The 24,605-nt window shown below is 74.4% G+C and carries 15 protein-coding genes; 3 read left to right on the forward strand and 12 right to left on the reverse strand.

From position 1 onward, the window contains the following. Positions 1 to 53: 53 nt before the first annotated feature. Together AB0L45_RS23300 and AB0L45_RS23305 are read left to right on the forward strand one after the other, a co-directional pair. Positions 54 to 650 (forward strand): ScbR family autoregulator-binding transcription factor, encoded by a 597-nt coding sequence (locus tag AB0L45_RS23300; protein WP_365842837.1) that lies wholly within the window; start codon positions 54 to 56, stop codon positions 648 to 650. 189 nt (positions 651 to 839) lie between these two features. Beyond that, positions 840 to 1,817, forward strand: coding sequence for a ScbA/BarX family gamma-butyrolactone biosynthesis protein (locus tag AB0L45_RS23305; RefSeq protein ID WP_365842839.1), 978 nt, complete (start codon positions 840 to 842; stop codon positions 1,815 to 1,817). A gap of 45 nt (positions 1,818 to 1,862) precedes the next feature. Here AB0L45_RS23305 and AB0L45_RS23310 read toward each other — a convergent pair whose 3' ends face one another. Both AB0L45_RS23310 and AB0L45_RS23315 read right to left on the reverse strand, forming a co-directional pair. Next, positions 1,863 to 4,187: a bifunctional salicylyl-CoA 5-hydroxylase/oxidoreductase gene (locus tag AB0L45_RS23310; RefSeq protein ID WP_365842841.1), complete on the reverse strand. Its 2,325-nt coding sequence runs from the start codon at positions 4,185 to 4,187 to the stop codon at positions 1,863 to 1,865. Beyond that, positions 4,172 to 4,999, reverse strand: coding sequence for an enoyl-CoA hydratase family protein (locus tag AB0L45_RS23315; protein WP_365842843.1), 828 nt, complete (start codon positions 4,997 to 4,999; stop codon positions 4,172 to 4,174). The genes AB0L45_RS23310 and AB0L45_RS23315 overlap by 16 nt, the downstream gene beginning before the upstream one ends. Before the next feature lie 355 nt (positions 5,000 to 5,354). On the opposite strand from AB0L45_RS23315, the gene rox reads away from it, so the two are divergent. Further along, the gene (gene rox, locus AB0L45_RS23320) at positions 5,355 to 6,782 is read left to right on the forward strand and encodes a rifampin monooxygenase (protein ID WP_365842845.1); all 1,428 of its coding nucleotides are present in this window, start codon (positions 5,355 to 5,357) and stop codon (positions 6,780 to 6,782) included. Here the strand turns inward: rox and AB0L45_RS23325 are convergent. The 10 genes from AB0L45_RS23325 to AB0L45_RS23370 form a co-directional block, all read right to left on the reverse strand. Next, a complete protein-coding gene (locus AB0L45_RS23325; protein ID WP_365842847.1) occupies positions 6,775 to 8,268 on the reverse strand; it encodes an amino acid permease in 1,494 nt (497 codons plus the stop codon). The two genes, rox and AB0L45_RS23325, sit on opposite strands and share 8 nt — an antisense overlap. A 257-nt stretch (positions 8,269 to 8,525) precedes the next feature. After that, positions 8,526 to 9,527 (reverse strand): ornithine carbamoyltransferase, encoded by a 1,002-nt coding sequence (gene argF / locus AB0L45_RS23330; protein ID WP_365842849.1) that lies wholly within the window; start codon positions 9,525 to 9,527, stop codon positions 8,526 to 8,528. Positions 9,528 to 9,645: 118 nt separating this feature from the next. Continuing rightward, on the reverse strand, positions 9,646 to 10,869 hold the full coding sequence (locus AB0L45_RS23335) for an arginine deiminase (protein ID WP_365842851.1): 1,224 nt from the start codon (positions 10,867 to 10,869) through the stop codon (positions 9,646 to 9,648). A gap of 90 nt (positions 10,870 to 10,959) precedes the next feature. Continuing rightward, complete coding sequence (locus tag AB0L45_RS23340) at positions 10,960 to 12,990, reverse strand: hypothetical protein (RefSeq protein ID WP_365842853.1); 2,031 nt, start codon at positions 12,988 to 12,990, stop codon at positions 10,960 to 10,962. Then, positions 12,987 to 14,075: a hypothetical protein gene (locus AB0L45_RS23345; RefSeq protein WP_365842854.1), complete on the reverse strand. Its 1,089-nt coding sequence runs from the start codon at positions 14,073 to 14,075 to the stop codon at positions 12,987 to 12,989. The genes AB0L45_RS23340 and AB0L45_RS23345 overlap by 4 nt, the downstream gene beginning before the upstream one ends. After that, the gene (locus AB0L45_RS23350) at positions 14,072 to 15,193 is read right to left on the reverse strand and encodes a hypothetical protein (protein ID WP_365842856.1); all 1,122 of its coding nucleotides are present in this window, start codon (positions 15,191 to 15,193) and stop codon (positions 14,072 to 14,074) included. The genes AB0L45_RS23345 and AB0L45_RS23350 overlap by 4 nt, the downstream gene beginning before the upstream one ends. A 9-nt stretch (positions 15,194 to 15,202) precedes the next feature. Next, positions 15,203 to 17,887: a hypothetical protein gene (locus tag AB0L45_RS23355; protein WP_365842858.1), complete on the reverse strand. Its 2,685-nt coding sequence runs from the start codon at positions 17,885 to 17,887 to the stop codon at positions 15,203 to 15,205. Continuing rightward, positions 17,884 to 21,417, reverse strand: a complete 3,534-nt coding sequence (locus tag AB0L45_RS23360; protein ID WP_365842860.1) for a tubulin-like doman-containing protein — start codon at positions 21,415 to 21,417, stop codon at positions 17,884 to 17,886. The genes AB0L45_RS23355 and AB0L45_RS23360 overlap by 4 nt, the downstream gene beginning before the upstream one ends. 111 nt (positions 21,418 to 21,528) lie before the next feature. Then, a complete protein-coding gene (locus tag AB0L45_RS23365) occupies positions 21,529 to 23,982 on the reverse strand; it encodes a vWA domain-containing protein (RefSeq protein WP_365842862.1) in 2,454 nt (817 codons plus the stop codon). 2 nt (positions 23,983 to 23,984) lie between these two features. Then, positions 23,985 to 24,461, reverse strand: a complete 477-nt coding sequence (locus AB0L45_RS23370) for a Pycsar system effector family protein (RefSeq protein ID WP_365842864.1) — start codon at positions 24,459 to 24,461, stop codon at positions 23,985 to 23,987. Positions 24,462 to 24,605 lie beyond the last annotated feature (144 nt).

Raw genomic sequence — 24,605 nt, forward strand, 5'->3', positions numbered from 1 at the left:
CACCCCCTCAGAAAGCATACGGAGGACGATCGGTGGTCAAGCAGGAACGCGCAGTGCGCACACGACGTGCCGTCCTCGAAGCGGCGGCCCAGGTCATCGGCACGCGCGGGTACGAAGCGGCCACGATGGCGGAGATCATCCAGCGGGCCGGCGTCACGAAGGGCGCCCTGTACTTCCATTTCGCTTCCAAGGACGCCCTCGCCCGCGCCGTCATCGCGGAGCAGACCGACCCCTTCATTCCGCAGGTCACCGACTCCCGGCTGCAGGACGCCATCGACTTCACGCACCAGGTGGCGGTGGCGCTGCGGGACGATCCGCTGCTCCAGGCCGGCACCCGGATCGCCGTGGAGACCACGTTCACCGACGATCCGCTGGTGCCGTACCAGGCCTGGATCGACATCGTCACCACGATGTTCGCGGACGCCAAGGAGAACGGCGAACTGCTCCCGGCAATCGCGCCGGACCGGGCGGCGGAGTTCTTCGTCTCGGCCTACATGGGGGTGCAGCTCTTCTCGCACGCCACCTCCAACCGCCACGACCTGCCCGAACGCGTCACCTCCCTGTGGAAGCACATCCTGCCCGGGCTGGCCTCGCCGGGCGCGCTGAGCCATCTCGACCCGCACGGCCGCTCGGTGCGGACCGCGGCCTGACGGTACGCCGGCCGCACCCCCCACACCGGCGGCCGGCTCCCCGCTCTCCTTCACCCCTCCCTGGCGCAAGAAAGCCTGGTGGAAGCACTAGAAAACAAACCATCCGGTTTGTACCTTAGGCTGCGTCGGTCCACCACCGAGGCTCACGATGTCCGAGCGAAGTGAGCCGCTACCAGGGAGGGAACCCGCATGGCCAGCGCCACGCTCACCGCGCCGTCCACCGCAGCAGACCACCGTCCGTTCGCCGGACGGGGGCACACCGGCCTCTCGGACCTGCCGCCGCTGACGACGACCGTGCCCCGGCAGTACGTGCACCGGACCGCCGTGTCCGAGGTGTTCCTGACCGACTGGCGCCGCGCGGGGACCGACGCCTGGGTGGTGAGCGCCCAGTGGCCGCGCGCGCACAGCTTCTACAGCCCGGTCGACGGCCTGCACGACCCGATGCTGCTGGTGGAGACGGTGCGGCAGGCGAGCATCCTGCTGAGCCACGTGGCCCACGGCGTACCGCTCGACCACCCGATCATCTGGCAGGACCTGCACTACTCCCTGGTCCCCGACGCGCTGCGCGTCACCGGCTCGCCCGCCGAGATAGAACTGCACATCACCGACCACGACCTGCTGCACCGCGGCCGGCGGCTGGCCGGCGCGCGGCTGGGCTACCGCGTCCTGCGCGACGGCACCGACCTGGCCACCGCCGAACTGCACTTCGCCTGCCAGACCCCGGCCGTCTACCGCCGGCTGCGCGGCGAGTACAGCGACCTGCAACGGGCCAACGCCCGCAAGCTGGAGCCGGCGGAGCCGGTCGCCCCGCGCCTGGTGGCCCGCGACCGCACCGGCGACGTGGTCCTCTCCCCCACCGGCCGCGCCAACCGCTGGCAGCTCCGGGTGAACACCGCGCACCCGGTGCTCTTCGACCACCCCGTCGACCACGCCCCGGGCATGCTGATGATGGAAGCCGCCCGCCAGGCCGCGCACGCCGCCGCGGGCCCCGCCTTCTCCCTGCCCACCGACATGCGGTGCTCCTTCCACCGCTACGGCGAACTCGACGCCCCCTGCTGGGTCGAGGTCACCCCCGCCGGCCACGACGCCGAGGGCCGCCTCCTCCAGGACGTCACCATCCAGCAGAACGGCCGTACCGTCTTCACCGCACGGACCGCCGGCCGGTAGGCCCGCCGCACGGCCCGCGCCGACGGAACGGCGGGCCGGGTGACGCTACCCCAGCCGCAGCCGCGGCTTGGGCGCGTCCGTCCGCCCGGTGGGCGGTGTCCGGCTGCCCGCGCGGTACGGCAGCGGCCACGGCGCGCCCGGGCCCGAGTAGCCCTGTTCGGCCGCCGCGTGCAGGGTCCAGTGGGGGTCGTACAGGTGGGGGCGGGCCAGGGCACAGAGGTCGGCACGGCCGGCGAGGAGGAGCGAGTTGACGTCGTCCCAGGAGGAGACGGCGCCCACCGCGATCACCGGGACGCCCAGGCGGTTGCGGATGCGGTCGGCGAACGGGGTCTGGTACGAGCGTCCGTAGTCAGGGCGTTCGTCGGGGACGACCTGGCCGGTCGAGACGTCGATGGCGGCGGCGCCGTGCGCGGCGAAGGCGCGGGCGATCTCCACGGAGTCCTCGGCGGTGGTGCCGCCCTCGGCCCAGTCGGTGGCGGAGATCCGGACCGTCATGGGCCGGTCGGCGGGCCAGGCGGCGCGTACCGCGTCGAAGACCTCCAGCGGGAAGCGCAGCCGCGCGGTGAGGTCGCCGCCGTACGCGTCGGTGCGCCGGTTGGTGAGCGGGGAGAGGAAGCCGGAGAGCAGATAGCCGTGGGCGCAGTGCAGTTCGAGGAGGTCGAAGCCGGCGCGGGCGGCCGACCGGGCGGCGCGCACGAACTGCTCGCGCACTTCGGCGAGTTCGGGCTCGGTCAGGGCGTGCGGTATCTGGTTGACGCCGGGGCGGTACGGCAGCGCGGAGGGCGCCACGAGCGGCCAGTTGCCGTCGGGCAGCGGCTGGTCGATGCCCTCCCACATGAGGCGGGTGGAGCCCTTGCGTCCCGAGTGGCCGAGCTGGACGCCGATGGCGGTGCCGGGTGACTGCGCGTGCACGAAGCCGGTGACGCGGCGCCAGGCCGTCTCGTGCTCCGGTGCGTACAGGCCCGTACAGCCCGGGGTGATGCGGCCCTCGGGGCTGACGCAGACCATCTCCGTCATCACCAGTCCGGCGCCGCCGAGCGCGCGGGCGCCGAGGTGGACCAGGTGGAAGTCGCCCGGTGTGCCGTCGCCGTCGGCGGAGTACATGTCCATCGGGGAGACCACGACGCGGTTGCGCAGGGTCAGGCCGCCGAGCCGGAAGGGCGTGAACATGGGCGGGGTGCCGGCCGGGACGCCGGCTTCCTCCTCGACCGCCGCGACGAAGCCCGGGTCGCGCAGCCGCAGGTTGTCGTGGGTGACGCGGCGGCTGCGGGTGAGCAGGTTGAAGGCGAACCGGCGGGGCGGCTGGCCGACGTATTCCGCCAGTTCCTCGAACCAGGCGAGGCTGGCGCGGGCGGCCCGCTGGGTGGAGGCGACGACGGGCCGCCGCTCGGCCTCGTACGCGGTCAGCGCGTCCGGCAGGTCAGCGTGCTCCTCCAGACATGCCGCCAGGGCGAGGGCGTCCTCGACGGCCAGTTTGGTGCCGGAGCCGATGGAGAAGTGGGCGGTGTGCGCGGCGTCGCCGAGCAGCACCGTGTTGCCGTGCGACCAGCGTTCGTTGACGACCGTGCGGAACGCGATCCAGGCGGAGTTGTTGGAGCGCAGCGGACGGCCGCTCAGCGCGTCGGCGAAGACCTTGGCGCACCACTCGGCCGACTCCCGCTCGTCGCAGCGGTCCAGCCCGGCCCGGCGCCACACCTCCTCGCGCATCTCGACGATGACGGTACTGGCGCCGTCCGGGTGCTCGGGACCGCTCTCCGGGCGGGCGTACGGGTAGCCGTGCAGCTGGACGACGCCGTGCTCGGTCTCGGCGATCTCGAAGCGGAACGCGTCGAAGGCGAAGTCGGCGGCGAGCCAGATGTAGCGGCAGCGGTGGGTGGTGACGGACGGGCCGAAGACGTCGGCGTGCGCGGTGCGGGTGAGGCTGTGCACCCCGTCGGCGGCGATCACCAGATCGTGGCGGGCGGCGAGGTCGGCGGCGGGCGGGGCCTGGGTGCGGAAGTTCAGCCGTACACCGAGGGAGTGGCAGCGCTCGTGCAGGACGCGCAGCAGCGTACGGCGGCCGAGGGCCGCGAAGCCGTGGCCGCCGGAGGTCAGGGTCCGTCCGCGGTGCACGATGTCGATGTCGTCCCACCGGACGAACTCGCGCTGGAGCGCGCGGTGCACCTGCGGGTCGGCGTGCTCGATGCCGCCGAGCGTCTCGTCGGAGAGGACGACGCCGAAACCGAAGGTGTCGTCGGGGGCGTTGCGCTCCCAGACGGTGATGTCCCGCTCCGGACGCAGGCGTTTGAGGAGGACGGCCGCGTACAGGCCGCCCGGACCGCCCCCGATGACGGCCACCTCGCGGGCGCCCACCCTTACTTCCCCTGCCACTTGGGGGGCCGCTTCTCGGTGAAGGCGGCGTGGAACTCTGCGTAGTCGGCGCTGTTCATCAGCAGGGCCTGGGTGGCGGCGTCCATCTCGACGGCGGCGCCGAGCGGCATGTCCAGTTCGGCGGTGAGCAGCGCCTTGGTCTGGGCGTGGGCGAGCGCGGGCCCGTCGGCGAGCCGCCGGGCGAGGGTGTGGGACGCGGCGTCCGCGCGGCCTTCCTCGGTCAGCTCGCTGAGCAGGCCGATGCGTTCGGCCTCCGGTGCGCGGACCGGTTCGCCGAGCATCAGCAGCCGGGTGGCGTGGCCGAGGCCGACCACGCGCGGCAGCAGGTAGGCGGCGCCCATGTCGCCGCCGGAGAGGCCGACCTTGGTGAAGAGGAAGGCGAAGCGGGCCGAGGGGTCGGCGACGCGGAAGTCGGCGGCCAGGGCGAGGACGGCGCCGGCCCCGGCCGCGACGCCGTGCACCGCGGCGATCACGGGGAACGGGCAGTCCCGTACGGCCCGTACGACCTGGCCGGTCATCCGGTTGAAGTCCAGCAGCTGCGCAGTGTCCAGGGCGAGCGTGGCGCCGATGATCTCCTCGACGTCACCGCCGGAGCAGAAGCCGCGGCCTTCGCCGCCGAGGACCAGGGCGCGCGCCGACCGTTCCCTGGACAACTCGGCGAGCAGGTCCCGCAGGTCGGCATACGCCTCGAAGGTCAGCGCGTTGAGCTTGTCCGGGCGCGCGAGGGTGACGGTGACGATGCCGTCTTCCCTGGTCACGCGGATGTGCTGCCATGCGTCGGTGGTACGGGCGGAACCTGTGAACGGGCTCATCGGGCTACTGCCCCCTTCAGCCGGACGGCTGGTGCGGTCACGCAAGCGCGCTTCGAAGCTATCACCGTTGCGTGACCGTCGTCACGAGTGCGCGATACCGGCACGGGGGCGTCGGCGCCGCCGGCAGGCAGAGGTCGCTGTCGGCCGGCAGGGGGTGCACGAGACGAACCGGGGCACGGGACGGTCCCTGCGTGGTGGAGGAAGACGCCCACGCGGGCAAAAAGAAAGGGCAGGAGGAGAACCCACTCCTTGCCACTACTAACATATATCGCACCGGGGGCCTTGCCGCAAGGCCCCCCTCGTGCCGCACAATCACCGTCCTGAGCTGGAGAATCTGCGGAGACGGTGGTTGTTGATGTTCGACGTGATCGTTGTCGGCGGCGGGCCCACGGGGCTGATGCTGGCGTGCGAGCTGCGGCTGGCCGGGGTGCGGGTGGCCGTACTGGAGAAGCAGCCGGAGCCGACGGAGGTGGTCCGCGCGCTCGGTCTGCACGTGCGCAGCATCGAGGTGATGGACCAGCGCGGTCTGCTGGACCGTTTCCTCGCGCACGGCACGCGGTACGAGGTCGGCGGTTTCTTCGCCGGGATCAGCAAGGCGTGGCCGGACCGGATGGACACCGCGCACGGGTACGTCCTCGGCATCCCGCAGCCGGTCACCGAGCGCCTGCTGACCGAGCGCGCCGCCGAACTGGGCGTCGAGCTCCGGCGCGGCTGTGAGGTGGCCGGGCTGAGCCAGGACGAGGACGGGGTGACCGTCGAGCTGGCGGACCGTACGCACCTGCGCTCGCGCTACCTCGTCGGCTGCGACGGCGGCCGCAGCACGGTGCGCAAGCTGCTGGGCATCGGCTTCCCCGGCGAGCCCACCAGGGTGGAGACGCTGCTGGGCGAGATGCGGCTGACCGCGTCGCAGGAGACGCTGACCGAGGTGATGACCGAAGTGCGCAGGACCCAGAAGCGGTTCGGCGCCGGGCACCTCGGGGACGGGTGGTACCGCGTCGTCGTACCCGCCGCGGGGGTGACCGAGGACCGTTCGGTGCCGCCGGCGTTCGAGGAGTTCCAGCAGCAGCTGCGGGCCGTCGCGGGCACCGACTTCGGCGTGCACTCACCGCGCTGGCTGTCCCGGTTCGGTGACGCCACCCGGCATGCCGAGCGCTACCGGGCCGGCCGGGTACTGCTGGCCGGCGACGCGGCGCACATCCACCCGCCGACCGGCGGGCAGGGGCTCAACCTCGGCGTGCAGGACGCGTTCAACCTGGGCTGGAAGCTGGCCGCCGCGGTCAACGGCTGGGCGCCGGAGGGGCTGCTGGACAGCTACGAGGCCGAGCGGCACCCGGTGGCCGCCGACGTACTGGACAACACCCGCGCGCAGATGCTGCTGATGTCCACCGAGCCGGGGCCGCAGTCGGTGCGCCGGCTGGTGGCGGAGCTGATGGACTTCGAGGAGGTCAACCGGTACCTGATCGAGAAGATCACCGCGGTCGGGGTCCGGTACGACTTCGGCGCGGGCCACGAACTGCTCGGCCGCCGGCTGCGGGACGTGCAGCTGAAGCGGGGCCGCCTCTACGAACTGATGCACGGCGGCCGCGGGCTGCTGCTGGACCAGACCGGCCGGCTCTCGGTGCCGGGCTGGGAGGACCGGATCGACCACGTCGTCGACGTCAGCGAGGAACTGGACGTGCCCGCGGTGCTGCTGCGGCCGGACGGGCATGTCGCGTGGGCCGGCGAGGACCAGCAGGAGCTGCTGGCCCAGGTGCCGCGGTGGTTCGGCGCCCCCGTCAGCTGAGCGTGCCCCCGGGGCCCGCTGGGACCGGCCGGGCGTCGTCGCTCCCGTCGCCCGCCGGTTCCGTACCTCCCGTACCGCCCTGGCCCAGCCGGGAGTGCCGGCGTCCGTACAGCGCGTAGACCAGGGCGCCGACCACCAGGAAGGCGGCGAACTGGAGCCAGGTCGCCGGGCCCGTGCCGTAGATCAGGTAGGCGCAGAAGGCGATGCCGAGGACCGGGCTGAGCGGGAAGAGCGGCACCCGGAAGCGGCGCGGCAGGCCGGGGCGGGTGCGGCGCAGCACCATGACGCTGACGTTGACGACGGCCATCACGGCGAGCGTGCCGATGGTGGTCAGGTTCATCACGACGTCCAGCGGGACCACCGCGGCGGGCACCGCGAAGAGCACGGCGACGATCCAGGTGCCCGCCACCGGGGTGGCGGTCTTCGGCGAGATGCGTTCGAAGACCCGCGGGACGAGCCCGTCGCGGGACATCGCCATCAGGATGCGGGTCTGCCCGTACATGACGGCCAGGACGACGGAGGCGATGGCGACGACCGCGCCGAAGGCGATGACCCCGCCGCCGACGGCGGAGCCGGTGACCTGGTTGACGACGAGCGAGAGCGCCGCGGGCTTGTCGCCCACCTCGCCGGCGGAGAGCGCGCCGATGGCGGAGAGCGCGACCACGCAGTACAGGACGGTGACCAGACCGATGCAGATCATGATTGCGGTGGGGATGTTCCGGCGCGGGTTCCTCACCTCTTCGCCCGCCGTGGTGATCGCGTCGAAGCCGATGTACGAGAAGAAGGCGACCGAGGCGCCGGAGGTGATGCCGGCGATGCCCTCCGGGGCGAACGGCGTGAGGTTGCCGTCCTGGAAGGCGGTGAAGGCGATCGCGCAGAACAGGACCAGGATGCCCAGCTTCAGCACGGCCATCGCGGCGGTCGCGCGGGCGCTCTCCCGGATGCCGCGCACCAGCAGCACCGCTGCGAGCAGCATCACCACGACGGCCGGGACGTTGACGATGCCGCCGTCGCCGGGCGGGCTGGACAGGGCGGCGGGCAGCTGCCACCCGACGAGGCTGTTCAGCAGCTCGTTCAGGTACTGCCCCCAGCCGACCGCGACCGCCGAGACGGAGACGCCGTACTCCAGCAGCAGGCACCAGCCGACGAGGAAGGCGGTGCGTTCGCCGAGCGTGGCGTACGCGTAGGAGTAGGAGCTGCCGGACACCGGAATGGCGCCGCCCAGCTCCGCGAAGGAGAAGGCGGTGAAGACGCAGGTGACGGCGGCGAGCACGAAGGAGACGAGGACGGCGGGGCCGGACTGGGCGACGGTGTCGGACAGGCCGACGAAGATGCCGGTGCCGACGATGGCGCCGATGCCGAAGCACACGAGCTGGAAGAGCCCCATGGTGCGCTTGAGGCCGTGGCCTTCGAGATCCGCGCCGGATTCGGCGACGAGGACGTCGGGGGACTTGATGCGCAGTCCGGACGGACCTGACGAAGGCATGGGGGTGGTTCTCATCTCTGGTGGTGCGTGGTGCGTGGTGCGTGGTGCGTGGTGCGTGGGTCTGGCGCGGGGATGCGGGTGCGGCGCATGGGCCGCGCGGGGAACGGGGCGGGATCTGCAGGCCCGAACCCGCGCTCCCGTTCGATGGTAGCCCGTACCCCTGCATGATCGCCCATGAGGCCGTATAGCCATGCAATACGGACGTACGGGACCGGGCCCGCGCGGCGCCGGGCCGCGCGGGCGGGACAGCGGCCCGCTCAGGCCAGGGTGGCGACCAGGACCGCCTTGATCGTGTGCAGCCGGTTCTCCGCCTCGTCGAAGACGACGGAGTGCGCGGACTCGAAGACCTCGTCGGTGACCTCCAGGGAGGTCAGGCCGTGCCGCTCGTGGATCTCGCGCCCCACGGCGGTGCCCAGGTCGTGGAAGGCGGGCAGGCAGTGCAGGAACTTCACGTCCGGATTGCCGGTGGCGCGCAGCACGTCCATCGTGACGGCGTAGCCGCCGAGCAGCGCGATCCGCTCGTCCCAGACCTCCTTGGGCTCCCCCATGGAGACCCATACGTCGGTCGCGACGAAGTCCGCGCCGCGCACCCCCTCGGCCACGTCAGCGGTGATCGTGACGCGGGCGCCGCTGTGCGCGGCCAGCTCCTTGGCCCGGGTGACGACCTCCTCGTCCGGCCACAGCCCCTCGGGCGCGACGATCCGTACGTCCATGCCGAGCAGCGCGCCGGTGATCAGGTAGGAGTTGCCCATGTTGTAGCGGGCGTCGCCCAGGTAGGCGAGCGCGATCTCCGTCAGCGGGCGGCCGGGCGCGTGCTCCTTGACCGTGAGCACGTCGGCGAGCATCTGGGTGGGGTGCCACGCGTCGGTCAGGCCGTTGAGGACCGGCACGCCGGCGTGCGCGGCCAGTTCCTCGACGACGGCCTGGGAGCTGCCCCGGTACTCGATGGCGTCGAACATCCGGCCGAGGACCCGGGCGGTGTCCCTGACCGATTCCTTGTGCCCCATCTGCGACCCTGCCGGGTCGAGGTAGGTGGTGGAGGCGCCCTGGTCCGCGGCGGCGACCTCGAAGGCGCAGCGGGTGCGGGTGGAGGTCTTCTCGAAGATCAGGGCGATGTTGCGGCCCCGCAGGCGCGCGACCTCCTCGCCCGCACGCTTGGCGGCCTTCAGCTCGGCCGCCAGGTCGACGAGGCCGTGGAACTCCTCGGCGCTGAAGTCCAGCTCCTTGAGGAAGTGGCGGCCCTTGAGGTCTGTCGCCATGGTGGGCTCCTAGTCGCGGCTGTCAGAACACTGGAAGTGTATACGATCAGACGTATCTCTATTCAGGCGGACCTCCCGCGCCGCACCCTTCCCTTCCTACCCGGCCGCGGCTCCCGCCCTACACCGGATCGCGCTCCACCGGGCAGCTCATGCAGCGCGGCCCGCCCCGGCCGCGCCCCAGCTCGCTGCCCGGAATGGTAATGACCTCGATGCCGCGCTTGCGCAGGAAGGTGTTGGTGGTGACGTTGCGCTCGTAGGCCACCACCACGCCCGGCTCGACGGCGAGCACGTTGCACCCGTCGTCCCACTGCTCGCGCTCGGCCGCGTGCACGTCCTGCGTCGCGGTCAGCACCCGGATGTCGTCCAGGCCCAGCGCGGCCGCCATGGCCCGGTGCATGTGCTCCGGCGGGTGGTCGGTGACCTTCAGCTCCTCGTCACCGGCGCCCGGCTCGATGGTGTACGAGCGCAGCATCCCCAGCCCCGCGTACTGCGTGAACGTTCCGCCGTCCACCATCGTCATGACCGTGTCCAGGTGCATGAAGGCCCGCCGCTTGGGCATGTCCAGCGCCACGATCGTCCGGGCCGACCCGGCCGCGAACAGGCCGCGCGCCAGCATCTCCACCGCCTGCGGAGTGGTCCGCTCACTCATCCCGATCAGTACGGCGCCGTTGCCGAGCACCAGCACGTCACCGCCCTCGATGGTCGACGGATAGGCCGCCTGCCCCTCCGACCAGACGTTGAAGCCGCCGCCGCGGAACAGCTTGTGGTGCCGGTAGATCGCCTCGTAGTGCACGGTCTCGCGCTGCCGGGCCGGCCAGCGCATGGCGTTGATGGACACCCCGTCGTAGACCCACGCCGAGGTGTCGCGGGTGAACAGGTGGTTGGGCAGCGGGCGCAGGACGAAGTCGTCGAGGTCCATCACGTGGAAGCGGACCGAGGTCGGCTCCGGGTGCGCCGCCAGGTACTCCCGCTTGGTCATCCCGCCGATCAGCGCCTCCACCAGTTCGGGCACGGCCATCGAGTCGAAGACGGCCCGCAGGTGGTCGGTGGCCAGCGGCCCGTACTCCTTCTCGTGGAAGACCCGGTCCAGTACGAGCGCGCGGGCCTCGGGGAGCTGGAGGGTCTCCGCCAGCAGGTCTGCGAACAGGTGCACCTCGACACCCCGGTCCCGCAGGATGTCCGCGAAGGCGTCGTGCTCGGCGCGCGCCCGGCGCACCCACAGCACGTCGTCGAAGAGCAGAGCGTCCTTGTTGGTCGGCGTGAGTCGCTTCAGCTCCAGATCGGGGCGGTGCAGGATGACGCGGCGCAGCCGCCCGGCCTCGGAGTCGACGTGGAATCCCATGCCCACCATCTTCGCCGTTCGGGGCCCGCGGCGGAGGACTCCGGAGGGACCGCGACACGGGGTTTCCGGGGCTGCCCGGCCGCGCGCCCGCTAGGAGCCCGCCACGAGGATGACCGCGATCAGGATCACCGCGACGGCTATCAGCGCGAGCAGCGCGGTGACCCAGAGTTTGCCGGCCGCGTCCTCCGCGCGGCCGTACACGTCGTCCGGAGGGCGGCTGTCGCCGGACTGCCGGTCGCGGGAGCGGGGGTCGCGGAAGCGGCGGCCGGTGAGCCGGAAGCGGCCGGTGGTGCGGCCGGGCGGTGGTTCCTCCCGCACCGCCGTCGCCGTCGTCGCCGGGTGGGTCGCGGCCTCGAACAGGGCGCGCCAGCCCTGGTCCCCGAAGCCGGTGGACCGGCCGTCGGCGATCAGCTGCCGCAGCATCGCGCGGCCCCGTCCCTGGTGGCCGTGCCACAGGTCCGGCAGGACGTGCCGCAACAGACCGGGGGTGCCGCCCCGTTCGCCGTACGGACGCACCAGCTCGTTGTACAGGTGCACGGCCGCCGCGACCCTCCGGCGGCCGTCCGGCCCGGAGACCGGGTCCTCGTCGCGGTCTTCGCCGTACGGGCCGAGGAACAGGTGTGCGCGCAGGAGCCGTTCGCAGACCTCCTGGGCGTCGGCGGCGGAGCGGTGCGGAGCGCGCAGGACGAGCGTCTCGGCGACCCGGTCGGCCTGTTCGGCGGGCAGGCCGCCTTCCAGGACTTCCAGGAGGACCCGGTCCGCGCCGGCGTCCAGGTAGTCCCCGGCGTCCTTGTGGTGCAGTGCCCGGCGCAGCTCGCCGGCGGTCACCTCGCGGACGAGTCCCGTACCGGCCCGTACGGCCGACCGCTCCTGGTCCTGCCGCATGTGGTCGAAGACCGCGGTGTCGTGCGGCTGGTTCTCGTAGAACCGGTCGCCGTGCGGCTGGTTCTCGTAGGACCGGTCGTCGTGCGGCTGGTTCTCGTACGGCCGGTCGTCGTGTGCCCGGCTCTCGTACGTCCGGCCGTCGTCGGCCCGGTCCTCGTAGCTCCGGTCCTCGTACGCCCGGCCCTCGTACGCCGTGTCGTACCGCTCCGTCCTGGACCGGTCGTACCGCGGCTCGCGGGGCTCGGTGGCCCGGTCCGTGCGGGTGCGGCGGTGGCTCCCGGCGTGGCTGAGCCACTTCAGCGCCTCGTGCACCAGGCGCACCCGTTCGTCGAGGCGTTCCTCCTCGAAGACGTGCCGTTCGGCCAGCGCGTCGCGCGTCCCGCGCAGCGCGCCGGGGTCGTGGCGGATCTCAAGGTAGTGCTCGGCCAGCCGCGCGGCGGCCTCCCCTGCCTGGTCGCCGTGGTCCGGCACCCGGCCGTCCCGGCCGTCCCCGCCGCGGCCCGGGCGCGCCGGGTCCAGGCGGGTCAGCTGCTGGTCGCGGGTGGCCGACACGGGCCACTCCGGTACGAAGACGTAGCGGAACGGCCGGGCGTCGCGGGTGTCGTGGGTGGCGAAGGACCAGCCGGGCAGTGCGCGTCCGGCCAGGTTCCACAGCGCCCACAGGACGTGCACCGGGCCGTCGCCGTCCGTGTGGTCGAGGACGGAGAGGCGCCGGCGCGGTGCGCGCAGGCGCTCGGTGAGCACCGCGGTCAGTTCGCCGGCGAACAGTCCGGCCCGTTCGGTGAGGGCCGGCGCCTCGGGCTCGGTGGCCGCCCGCAGCACCTGGGCCGGTACGCACTCCAGGGACCGGCCCTCGGCCTCCCGCAGGTTGATGTCGCTGCCGTCCCAGCGCCAGGCGTGCAGGCCCAGGCAGCGGGCGGGCGTCAGCACGGACGCGCTGCCCAGCAGCGCGTGGGAGGTGGTGCTGGGGCGGCCGCCGCGGTCCTGGTCGGGGATGCGGCGGATCAGCAGCACCGAACTCTCGTGCCCCGGCTCCCCCCGCAGTTCCACCCGGGCCAGGTTCTCGCGCGCCTTGTCGCCGGGCACGCTCAGCAGCGAGGCGACCTTGCGGTAGATGGGCTCCAGCCCGGCCCGGTTGCCCGACCAGGCGACCGGGCCCACGCCCGCGCCGCCGACGGCGAGGTCCGCGTCCCAGCGGAAGACGATCTGGTGCACCGGCGCGTCGGTCCCGCTCACAGTCCCACCTCCTGGGGGTCGGCTCCCGGCAGGAGCCCGCACATCGCGAAGACCGACAGCAGCGGGGAGAGCACCCGCCTCGGCCGTACGCCCTGGGGAAAGCCGCCCGCGTCCTCCTGGCCGCCGGTGGCCGACGCGAAGTGCAGGGTGCACCGCGCGCAGTCGCTGAACGGCTTGAGCCACGCGGGCCCGCCGTGGTGGCGCAGGAAGGCGTACACGTCGCGGCTCTCGTCGCGCAGCGCCCGCGCCGTGGGCCGGGCGCTCTCGGGCGCGGTCAGCCAGCGCGCCACGGCCGGCTCGAAGCGGATCAGGTCGCTCTTGCCCACGACGACCGCGGCCGCCGCGTCCACGTACGGCCCGTCGCGGGGCACCCGGTCCAGCACGGTGCCGAACGAGCGGTCGCCGAGGTCGTCGGCGCGCTGCTTGGTGCGCTCGCGTACGGCGTCCAGGTACGGCAGCGGCAGCGCGCGCAGCGGGTCGACGACGAAGAGGAACGCGTTGACGGCGGCCAGGAACCGGGTCACCCGGCCGGTACGTTCCAGATCCTCGCCCGACAGGTCGAAGAAGACCACGGGCCGGGTCGTACCGCCCCGGCTGACCAGCAGTCCGTCGGCGAACTCCGCGAAGTCCGTCTGCTCGGTGTGCGCCAGCATCTCGCCGGCCCGCAGCCGCAGCACCCGCTCGTTGAGGTAGGCGCGGTGCGAGTCGGTGTGCAGCGGGGTGGCCTTGAGGCCGTGGGCGTCCAGCGCGCCGCGCTCCACCTCGCCGATCATCGAGGCGAGCAGGTGGGTCTTGCCGGCGCGGGAGCTGCCGACCAGGGCCACGGTCAGCGGTTCGCCGTTGGTGAGGTAGGGGGCGGGCAGGTAGTGCTCGGGCATGCCCGCCGTGTTGCCGCACACCTGGAACGCCGCGCGCAGGGCGTCCTGGCGGCGCAGCGGGTTGTGCTCGCCCGACAGGTCGAGCCGGACGAAGCTGCTGGTCTCGTCGCGTACGTACAGCCGGTCCTCGTCGAAGCTGATCGGGTCGAGGCAGTACGGGCACACCACCGGCCGCCGGGGGCCGGGCGGCGTCGTGTAGGTGCTCACCGGCGCCCTCCCGTGCCCGTGCGGCCGGCGCCGAACAGGGCGCGCAGCCCGCGGCCCGGCACCCGGCCGGGCCCGGCCTCCGCCTCCGGGCCGTCGTCCAGGCCCAACGCCGCTCTCTTGCACGCCAGTTCCTCGTCGAAGGCGCGGCGTCCGGGCTCCAGGGGGTCGGCCGGGAGGGGGCGTCCCTGGAGCGGGTCCTGCCGGTTGAGCATCCGCAGCACCTCGACGGGGTGGCCGCGCTCCGCCGCCCTGGGCGCGTACGCGGTGGACAGCACGCCGAGCGCGGGCAGCCGCGCCAGGTCGCGCGGCGGCCCGTCCGGCTCCCCTTCGCGGCCGGTGACCAGGTGGTACATCACTTGGGCCACGCTCCACAGGTCGTCGCGCGGATCCGCGGTGCCGTGCCCGGCGCGCTGCTCCGGGGAGGCCCAGGGCGCCTCGCCCAGCGCCTCGCGGGGGTGGCCGGCTCGGGTGGCGAGGCACGGCTCGGGCAGCCGGACGTGCCGGCCGTCCCACCGTACGGAGTACGGGGTGAGGCCGCGGTGCACGACGCCGATGGCCTCCAGCAGCCGTACGGCCAGCACCAGTTCGCTGCGGATGCGCTCCTGCTCCTTGACCGTGGCCCGGCCCGCGAGCGCCGACAGCGGGCGGCCGCGCGCGGGTTCGTAGAACACGAACGGCTCCCGTACGTCCAGGTGGTAGCCGCCGAACCGGGCGAAGAGCTGGTGGTACGGGGCGTCGCCGAACGCCCGGCGCACGGCGAGTCCGACGCCCACCTCCGCCTCCAGCCGGTCGCGGGCCCGGTGGTCACCGCGCGCGGTGTGCGTCAGGCGGTACTGCAGCACCCGCCAGTCCTCGCCCAGCGTCACCGGCCTGGCGCGCAGCCCGTGCCGCTGCTGCCCGGGCGGCAGGTCGCCCCAGTAGGCCGCCGACAGCCGGGCGGGCGCGCCCTCGTCCGTGAAGAAGGCCAGTTCCGCGCGGCCGCGGGCCGGGCGGCCGCCGTTGCCCGCGGCGGCCGTCCCGTCCGCGGGCGCGGCGCCGTCGTGCGGCGCGCGGCCCGGCATCCGTACCGCGCGGTCAGGCGTCCGTACCCGGTCCTGCCGGTCCGCCCACTCGTCCATGACGTCCCCTCATTCGTTCGCGTTCGCCGGCAGTTCCGGCCCGGTGGTGCCGCTGCCGCCGCGCAGCCGGACCGTGCGTACCGATCCGGTGCGCAGCGGCAGCAGCCGGAAGACGCCCGCGTACCGGCCGGCCGGGGTCCACACCATGTCCTCGGCGCCCGGCCCCGGCCCGTCGTCGGACAGCGGGTCCTCGCCGCGCCGTGCCACGTCGGGGGCGAAGCGCACCCCGCGTCCGGCGTGCCGGTCGCGGGAGAGCAGCCGGCGGTGTTCGGCCGCGCACAGCGGCACCGTGCCGGTGCCGTCGCCGTGTTCGCGCAGGATCCGGGTGACCCGGTCGGGTGCCAGGCCGAGCAGGACGGCCGGGTCCGGCCGGGCCGCGGGATCGCGCGCGAACGCCGGGGCGGCGGCGACGCCGTCCCGGGCCAGCCGGGCGGTCTCGTCGTCGATCAGTGCCCGCACCTCGCGGTCGAGGGGCAGCGCGGTGGCCGCGCCGGGGTCGCGTTCGATGGCGCCCCAGTACGGGTCGAGGAGGTCGGCGATACCGTCGGCGAGGTCGCCGACGAGAGTGGCGACCAGTTCGGGCCCGCCGTCGCCCGCCTCGCGCTCCAGCCAGGGGACGGAAACGTCGTCGGGCGGCGGCGCGGCGGGGGTGGCGGCCGGGGTGTCGTCGCCCGGTGGCCGGGGCGGCGGCATCGTGTCGGCGAGCGGATCCCGCCAGGGGGTGTCGCGGCCGGTGGCCGGTCCGCCGTCCGGTTCCGGTTCCCCGTCCCAGTCGTCCCAGTCGTCCCAGCTCTGGGCCGTGGCGTCGTCGTAGCGGGGGTCGGCGCTCTCGAAGGAGTCGTACGCGGCGCGGGGCGCGGCGTCCTGGCCGTACGACGGGCCGAACCAGTCGTCGTCCGGCAGGCCGGCGGCCGGCGGGCCCGCGTCCCGGGCGCCGGCCGCCGTGCCGCCGTCGCGTCCCGCCGTCACCGGTACGGGTTCCCGGCCCTCCGCGGCGGCTGCGGCCCGGCGGATCATCCCGGCGACCGCCCGCGCGCCGTCGGCGCAGTACAGGCGGGCGTCCGCCAGCAGCCAGTCGTGGTTGACGGCATCGGTCAGCAGTCCGTCGAGGGCGCGCAGCGCGTCCCGGCCCCCGGCGCCGCCGCCCGCCGCCCACCAGGTGTCCAGGGCCTCGGTCCAGCGGCGTACCGCGAGCAGCGGCAGCACGATCAGCGCCAGCAGCAGGGTGCTCAGCCCTAGCCAGGCGGGCACCGCGAGCGCGTGGCCCAGCGCGATGCCGGCGCCCGCGCCGAGCAGTCCGGCGCACCACTGCGCCAGGGCGCCCGACCGGCCGCCGCCGTCGAGGCGGCCGTCCCCGGTGCGTCCGGGGCGGCGGGCCAGGGCGAGCGCGGTCAGCCCGGCGGCGGCCGACGCCGTCAGGGGCCCCAGTGCCCAGCCGGGGCCCGGCCACAGTCCGGCCGCCGCGGCGACCGCGAAGCCGCCGGCCAGTTCGGTGACGGCCGCGCCGCGCACCTCGAACGGGCGGGGCCCGGCCAGCTGCCGCGGCAGGCCGGGCGGGCACACTTCGTCGAGACGGCCGAGGCGGGCCGCGCTGCCGGCCGGGGTGGCCAGGTCGGCGACCGCGCCGAGCCGGGCCGCCGTCGAGCGCAGCGGCAGCCGCTGCGTCAGCAGCTGCTGGGTGTAGCCGCGCAGGCCGGGGCCGATCCGTTCGCGGTCGGCCTCCGGTACGCGGGGCAGGTCGATGCCGCGTTCGTGGAGCCGTCGGCGCTGTTCCGGGGGGAGTCCGACGCCGTCCCCGTCGCGGAGGGTCTCGGCGACGGTCTCGCGGTACGCGGCCAGTTCCGCCGCGGCCGCTTCCAGGCTCTCGGCGAGGTCCAGGCCCTCGGCCCCGCGCAGCAGGCCGCCCGCGCCACGCTGCCGTTCGTACGCGTCCTCGGCGTCCAGCAGCGCCGTCTCGCAGGCGCGGTGGCGCTCGTCGGCCTCGCCGCCCGGCCGCCGCCAGTCCTCGCTCTCCACGGGCCTGGCCGTGCCGGCGCCGACCAGCGGCGCCAGTACGGCGGGCACCCCGCCCGCCTCCGGGTCGGTGACCGAGACCCGGCCGCCGGGGTCGTCCTGGCCGACGAGGCCGGCCAGCGCCTGCCGCCGGACCCGGTCGCGGGCGGTGGGCGACAGGTCGTGCTCCAGGACGCGCAGGGCGGGCACGGCCACGCCGTCGGGGATCTCCGACACCGCGTGCAGCACGGCGTCGAACACCGCGGGGGTGGCGAGGATGTCGAGCAGCGGGCGCAGCGCGCCCTCGTCCTCGTCCGGGGCGGGGGCGGCCACCGTGCCGCAGTGCGGGTCGAGGATCCACAGCACGCCGACGGCGGGCGGGCGCAGCGGCGAGGGCCGGTCCAGGGCCCAGGGGGTCGGTGCGGGCGGCACCGCGATGCCGTCCCCCGGTTCCGCGGGCGGGGCGCCGACCGCGACGCACAGCGCGCGGCCGGTGCCGTAGGCCAGGACCTGTTCGTAGACGCGCTGGTGGCGGGCGAGGCCGGTGGCGGTGTCCACGAGCAGGAAGCGCTCGGCCTCCTGGGCGGGGGCTCCGCCCAGCGCGGTGCGGACGGCGCGGTGCAGCCCGTCCGCGCCGTCCAGGCCGGCGTGGCCGCCCCGCAGGTCGAGGGTGACGACCGGTGCGGCGATGCGGGCGCTCACAGCAGGTCCTCCTCCCTCGGCTCCTCGTCCCACGGGTCGGCCCACAGGTCGCGCCCGTCGTCGCCCGCCGCGCGGCCGTCGCCGGGCTTGGCCTGCGGCTCGTACGGGTCCTTGGAGTGGCGGGACAGCGGCTCGTACGGGTCCGGGTCGCGTGGGCGCGGGGCGCGCCGCTCGGTTCCGTTCCGGTCCCGCTCGAAGCGGTCCCGCTCCTGTCCGCCCGGATCGTTCCGGTCCCGCTCGTACCGGTCCCGTTCCTGCCCGTCCGCACCGTTCCGGTCCCGTTCGTACCGTTCTCGTGCGGGCCGGTCCGGCTCGTACGGCTCGGTGTGCCGCGTACGTGCTTCCGCACCCGTTCCGTGCCCGTTGGCCTGGTGCAGCGGGGCCGGGGAGGCGCCGGTCTCCCGCGCCTGCTGCGCCTGGGCCAGGGCGCGCAGCGAGGGCCGGTTGGCGCGCAGGCTCCTGGGGAAGCGCAGGTCGAGGGCGCCGTCCAGGGTGGTGGTCCAGAAGTGGAGCAGCGGCTCGATCCAGTCCTGCTCGTCCTCGTTCAGGTCGTGGGCGCGCTGCCGGAGCCGTCTGCCCTCGGCCGGGGCGACCCGGCGCAGGAAGGTCCAGAACAGCGGGTGCGGTTCCCTCGGTGTGGTGCTCAGGTCCTCCGGCAGGGCCTCCATCAGCACCGAGCAGAAGTCCTTGACCGCCGAACCGGCGTCCAGCAGCGCCCAGCGCTCGTACGCCCGCAGCAGGTCGGACCAGCTGGAGACGTCCCGGTCGTACGGCTGGAGGGCGAGGGTCATGGTGGCCGAGTCGCCGCCGCGCAGCCGGAAGCAGACGCTCTCCGGGGAGAGCGGGTCGCCGGTGACCTCGACGCGCCCGTTCCACATGGCGCTCAGCATCCGTTGCAGCACCCGCTGCCGGTCGCTCTCCGTGCTGGCCAGCCAGGAGTCGCGGTAGCCGGTGCGCTGGCGCCACTGGAGGTGGTCCTCGCGGCCCTCCCGGTCCCTGGCCCGGCCCCATAGGCGCAGTACCTGCCGCACCTCGGAGATGTCGGTCAGGCTCATCTCGCTGCGGAACAGCACGACCGTGATCGACTCGGTGACCACGGCCCGGAACTCCGGCGGCAGCCGGTTCTCGTCGCGCGGCAGCAGCAGCGACTGCTCCAGGAAGCGGTCCACGCTGCCCTTGGCCTTGGTCTGCGGGCGGACGATGAGGGTCTTGAGCTTGCCGGTGCCGTCCGGGGTGAAGCCGGCCGGCAGCAGCCCGGCGAGCTGCGAACGGAACTGCTCCAGCCACTTCTCGTCGACCGCGTCAGCGGCCTCCTCGTCCCCGGACGCCGCCGCGAGGAGGTCGCCGAGGGACGGCAGCAGCGGCCGCTCGTGGTGGACACCGGCCTCCCCGAACAGCTTCTTGATCCGGCCCTCCAGGACCTGCTTGACCTCCTTGACGGCGGCGCGCGGCGAGCGCTGGACGGCCTCCAGGGCACGCTCCCAGTGCCGCGGTTCGACGATCCGGGCGAGCAGCGCGGCCTCGTCCTGGTTGTCCGGCATGCCTTCGCGCTGGAGCAGGCGGGTCAGGACGTCGTCGTAGAAGGCGTCGAGGGAGTTCTGCGGCGGGAGCAGGTACGACACGCCCGTACGGTCCTCGCGGTACAGCTCGCGGCGCCGCTCGCGGAACTGGCCGTTCTCCCCCTCCTCGTGGTCGCGGAACGCCCGTACCAGCGCGGCGAGTTCCTTCAGCGTACGGTCGGCGATCGGCCGCCAGCGGGACTCCTGCGCCTTCCACCGCTCGTGCCAGGTCCGGTTGGCCGCCCAGCGGTACCAGGCGTTCTGCTCCTGGATGGCGGCGTCCACCTCGGGGTCGCCCCAGCGCGCGGGCACCACGCCGCCCATCCGGCGGCCGATGCGCGGCACTTCCGGCGGGTTGGTCTCCACCCCCGGCGGGCACTCGGGGTGGTTGCGCCGGTTGTCGAGCATCCCGGAGAAGCCCGCCTGGGCCACCCGGTCGCTGTCGCCCGGATTGCCGGTGAACACCCGCTCCAGGCGGAACGGGTCGTGCTCCTTGAGCAGGTGCAGCAGCGCACGGCGCGGGTTGAAGCGCTCCGCGCTCTCCGCCAGCCGGCGCGAGAGGTCCTTGCCGAGCAGGCGGAGCTGGCTCTCCATGTTGGCACGCCGGTTGTTCAGTTCCTCGCTGATGGCCCGGACGCCCTTGGGCACCTGGTCGGGTGCCTTCACGGGCCGCGCCTCGCGGACCCACACGTCCTCGATGCCGGAGCCCTTGAACGCCTCGACGACGAGGGCACGGTGGTCCTCGCCGCCCTGCCGGGCCCGGTCCAGCAGGCCCCGTACGGCGCAGGCCAGCATCCGGGCGGCGACGATCTCGGCGAGTTCGTCGACGGGTACGGTCATGGAGGCCGCGAGGCTGGTGGACATGCCCTGGAGGCCGATACCGGTGGCGGCGGCCGCCGACCGGCTGGCGCCGCGGTTGACGAAGCTCGCGGCGAAGGACTGGTACGCGTCGTCGGCGCGCCCGCGGGCGTTCTCCTCCCCCAGGTCGGTGCCGATCAGGGACGTGACCATGGCGGTGATGGAGCGGCGCAGGTCGTCGGGGCGCATCCCGGCGGTGCGGCTGAAGAGGAACGCGGTCTGGACGGTGGAGGTACGCAGGCTGACCGGCACCATGTCGGGGTACTTCACGCTCAGCGAGCCGCGCTGTTCCACGTCGCCGAGGTCGGCGGCGGCGTCGGCCGCGTTCTGGTCGTCGACCAGGTGCGAGAGGTCCACCAGGGCGCGGGCGGCGTTCAGTTCGGCCTCCCGGCCGCCGCCGGACTCCGGCGGGAACGCCGACGGCATCACGACCAGCGGGTAGATCTTCGCGCCGGGCAGGTTCACCGAGTGGAAGGCGTGCCCGATCAGGTGCAGGAAGTCGTAGAAGATGCCGGCGCCGGTGCCGCCCGCGACGGAGAACGCCACGAACACGTCGTAGCCGCGGATCTGTCCGCCGCCCAGCTCCTGGAGGTCGCCGGCCGACTTGCTGAGCGCGTCGATCGCCTCGCGCAGCGGGCCGAGCACCTGGTCCGGTCCGTTGCGCAGGGTGGCGAAGAGCGCGGCCCGGCCGACGGTGGGCAGCTGCCCGGCGCCGGTGTGCAGCGGGGAGACCCGGGGCTCGTCGACCCGCGGGGGCAGCCAGCCCGCGGTCTCCTCGTGCTGGGCGATGCGCAGCATCCGGGTCATCTCGGGTGAGTTGTCGTAGGTGGGCAGCAGGTTGTGCACGGCCCGGGACGTACGGGCGAACGCCGCTGCCTGCGGGCCGCGGGCGCTCAGGTGCGGCAGCCGGTCCAGTTCGGACTCGCTGAAGTCCGCGTAGACGAACTGCAGGCAGTCGGGCAGCTGGAAGGGAACCCGTTGTTTGCCGCGGCCGACCAGGTCGGTACCGTCCGGGCCGCACAGTTCGCGGCGCAGGTTCCGCTCCAGTTCGGCGCCGATCCGGGCGCCGGTGCCGCCCAGCCCCACGAACAGCATGGGCTGGTAGATCTTCATGTCGTCGCTCCCCTCGTCCGCCCGTCGGGGGCGGCCTGTGCTGCGAGATGTGGTGCCGCCGGTGGTCCGGACTGCCGGCCGCCCGGACCATGGCGCCGTGGCGCGGGCGCCTCAGAACGCGGAGTCATATCCGGACGCCCCGCCCGTCCCGCCGGAACCGCCCGAGCCGCCCGGACTGCCCGCGCCGCTCGTCCCGGCCGGCCGGCCGGTGCCGTGGGCCGGGGCGCCGCGCCGGCCCCGCGCGCCGGCGCCGTTCGCGCCGGTGCCGCCCCGGCCGGTGAAGCTGCCGAACCGGCCGGCCGTGGCGCGGGAGCCGGCTGCCGTGCCCGGCCGGCGCCCCCGGCCCGTACGTGTCCGGCCCGGCCGGCTGCCGCCGCGGGCGAACAGCTCCAGGTCGTTCCCGAGCCGGGCGGGCGCGCCGCGCGGCACGGACTGCTCCTTGCCGTCCGGGCCCCGCAGCCGCAGCCCGTCGCCCTTGCGCCGGAGCCGGTACGTCCTCGCCGCGCGCTTGCTGCGGACCTGAAGACCGGGGCGGTCCGAGGTGGGGTCCTCCACCGCGAACCAGAACCTCTTCGTACGGGAACCGCGCACCTCCAGTTCGTCCAAGGGCCGCCCGCCGCGGCGCAGTTCGAGGACGAGCCCCTGCAACGAGCTGCGCACCCCGCCGTACCAGACGCGTACGGCGATCACGGCGGCGACGGCGAGCACCAGGCCCGCGCCCCCGATGACCGCCCACCACCACCGGTCCCACCAGGTGGGCGCGGGAGTGACGGTGACGGTCAGGAAGGCGGAGCCGACCTCGCGGCCCCCGTCGGTCCGGTCGGTGACGGTGATCCGGCCGCCGGTGTCGCCCGTGGGCGCGCCGGTGCCGAAGGACACGGCGAAGGGCACCGGCTCCTGGGAGCCGGGCGCGACGGTGACGGTGGCCGGGCTGATGCGCAGCGCCGCCGCCGAGGACTGGTCGGCCAGGCCGAGGCGCAGGGTGTGCGGGCGGCTGTCGTTGTTGCGGGCGACCAGCTTGCCGGTGACCGTGCCGCCCGGGTGCACGTCGTGGCCCTCCAGCGTCACACCGGCCGCCACGGGCGCGGTGCCCGGGACCGTCCGGGTGTCGTAGGGCCGCCGGTCGCCGGTGACGCCGGGCGCCGCGATCGCGCCGGTCAGCCGCAGGGCGCCGGTGGCCGTCTTCGGCACCGTCACCTTCCCCCCGTACAGGACGTCGCCCGCCCGGTCGTCGGGGCCCGCGCCGTCGTCGCGCAGCGGGACGTCCACCGGCTCGAAGCCGTCACCGGACAGCTGGGCGGCGGCCCGTACCCCGGCGAGCTGTCCGGGGTCGGTGATCACCACACCGCGCCGGGTCTGGAGGCGCATCCGTACGACGACGTCCTCACCGGGTCTGGGCGCGGACGGCTCCAGGGTGACCGAGGAGCGCAGCACGCCCTGCCAGATGGCCCGTACGGTGGCGGGCTGGTCCCGGTGCCCCTCGGGCGCGGACAGCCGCACCCGCCACGTCCCGGGCAGCGGGTCCTTGACCCGCAGCGCCTCGACCGGCCCGTCCTGGCCGCTGACCTCGAAGCGGGAGCCGTCGAAGTCGCCCTGCAGGGGCACCTTGCGGCCCTTGGGGTCGTAGTACGTGGCCGTCACCCGCGGGTCGCGCTTGGTGACGGTGATCGAACCGTCGGTCGCGATGGGCGGGATGGTCACCGTCAGGTCGCCCGGCGGCTTGGCGCTGGTGCCCTCCTCGACGCGGGCGCAGCGGGCGGCGGCGAACGCGTTCTGGAGCGCCTTGTCGACGTCCGCCGCGCCGTCCACGACCTCCGGCCGGGGCCGGGAACCGGGCAGGTCGGCGCAGCCGTTGCGGTAGCCGCCGTCGGCCATCTGCTGGAGGGCCTGCTGGTCGATGCCCTTGCCGAAGCCCAGCGGCCAGATCTGCACGTGTTCGCGGCGCGCCTGGTCGAGGACCTCGCGCAGCCGCTTCTCGCCCTCCTGTCTGCGGGCGTCGGGGTCGGCTCCGTAGGCGGGGCTGTCCTCGACGTTCAGCTTGCCGTCGGTGAGCAGGAAGACGACCTTGGGCGTGTCCTGCGTACCGCTCTCGCGCAGCCGGGTCAGGGCCTGGGTCAGGGCGGCCGGGAAGTCCGTGCCGGGGCCCAGGCTGCTGCCTTCCCGGTCGGTGAGCCGGCGGGCGCAGTCGCTGATGCGCTGCCGGCCGGCGGCGTCGACGACGGTGGGCGGGCACACTTCCCGTACGGGCTGCTGGCCCTCCTTCTCGGCGCTGCCGAAGCCGATGACGCCGGCCCGGGACCGGTCGGAGATCTCACCCTGGCCGATCAGTGCGGCTGCTTCGGCCTCACGGGCCAGCGCTTCCTCGCCGATGCTGGCCGAGGCGTCCACGACGACGGAGAAGTCGACGGGCGCGGGGCCCGCGGACGGTGCGGCCGGCGTCGGGACGGCCCACGCGGGCGGCGGGCCGAGCGGCACGGCCGCGCAGAGCGCGGTGAGGGCGGCGACGGCGGCGCGGCGCGCCCCGCGCCGGGTCCGCGCGGCCGCCGGTGCGGTCCGATGCGTCATGTTCACCACAGCCCCCCGGTCAGGGCGCAGCAGCCGCCGGCCGCCAGGCAGCCTACTCCCCAGCGCAGCCAGCGGTACTTGGCCCCGAGGATGCGGCCGAGCGCACAGGCCTGCTCGACGGCCCACTGCCCGGTGTCCCGGCCCGCGAGGGCCACCTGGGGCAGCAGCGCCTCGGCGGTGACGCCGCGGGTCAGCTGCGGGAAGAAGGTCAGCTGCCCGTCCGCCGAGGTACGGGTACGGGGCAGCACCGCCGCCACGAACATGGCCATGCCCAGCGCCCACAGCACGGTGCCGGCCAGCAGCAGGGCGGTCCCGGCGGCGGGCAGCACCGGGAACCGCACCTCACGGCCGAACAGCAGGACCAGCGCCGCCGTGGCACCGGTCAGCATGACGGACGCCTTGGTGTCGGCCCGGCTGATCTCTTCGCGTACGACCTTCAGCAGGCGCTCGGCCACGAAGTCGGAGCCGGCGGCGGTCACGCATGGGCAGGGGGTGGGGCAGGAGCAGGGGGCGGGGCCGCGGGTGGAAGTGGGCGGAGGGACGGGGGCGGGGGCGGGGGCTGATATGCGGGCGGGGGTGGGTGCGGGATCGGCTACAGGCGCGGGTGCGGGCGGAGCGCTGGT

The organism is Streptomyces sp. NPDC052496 (assembly GCF_040679095.1).
Lineage (GTDB): Bacteria > Actinomycetota > Actinomycetes > Streptomycetales > Streptomycetaceae > Streptomyces.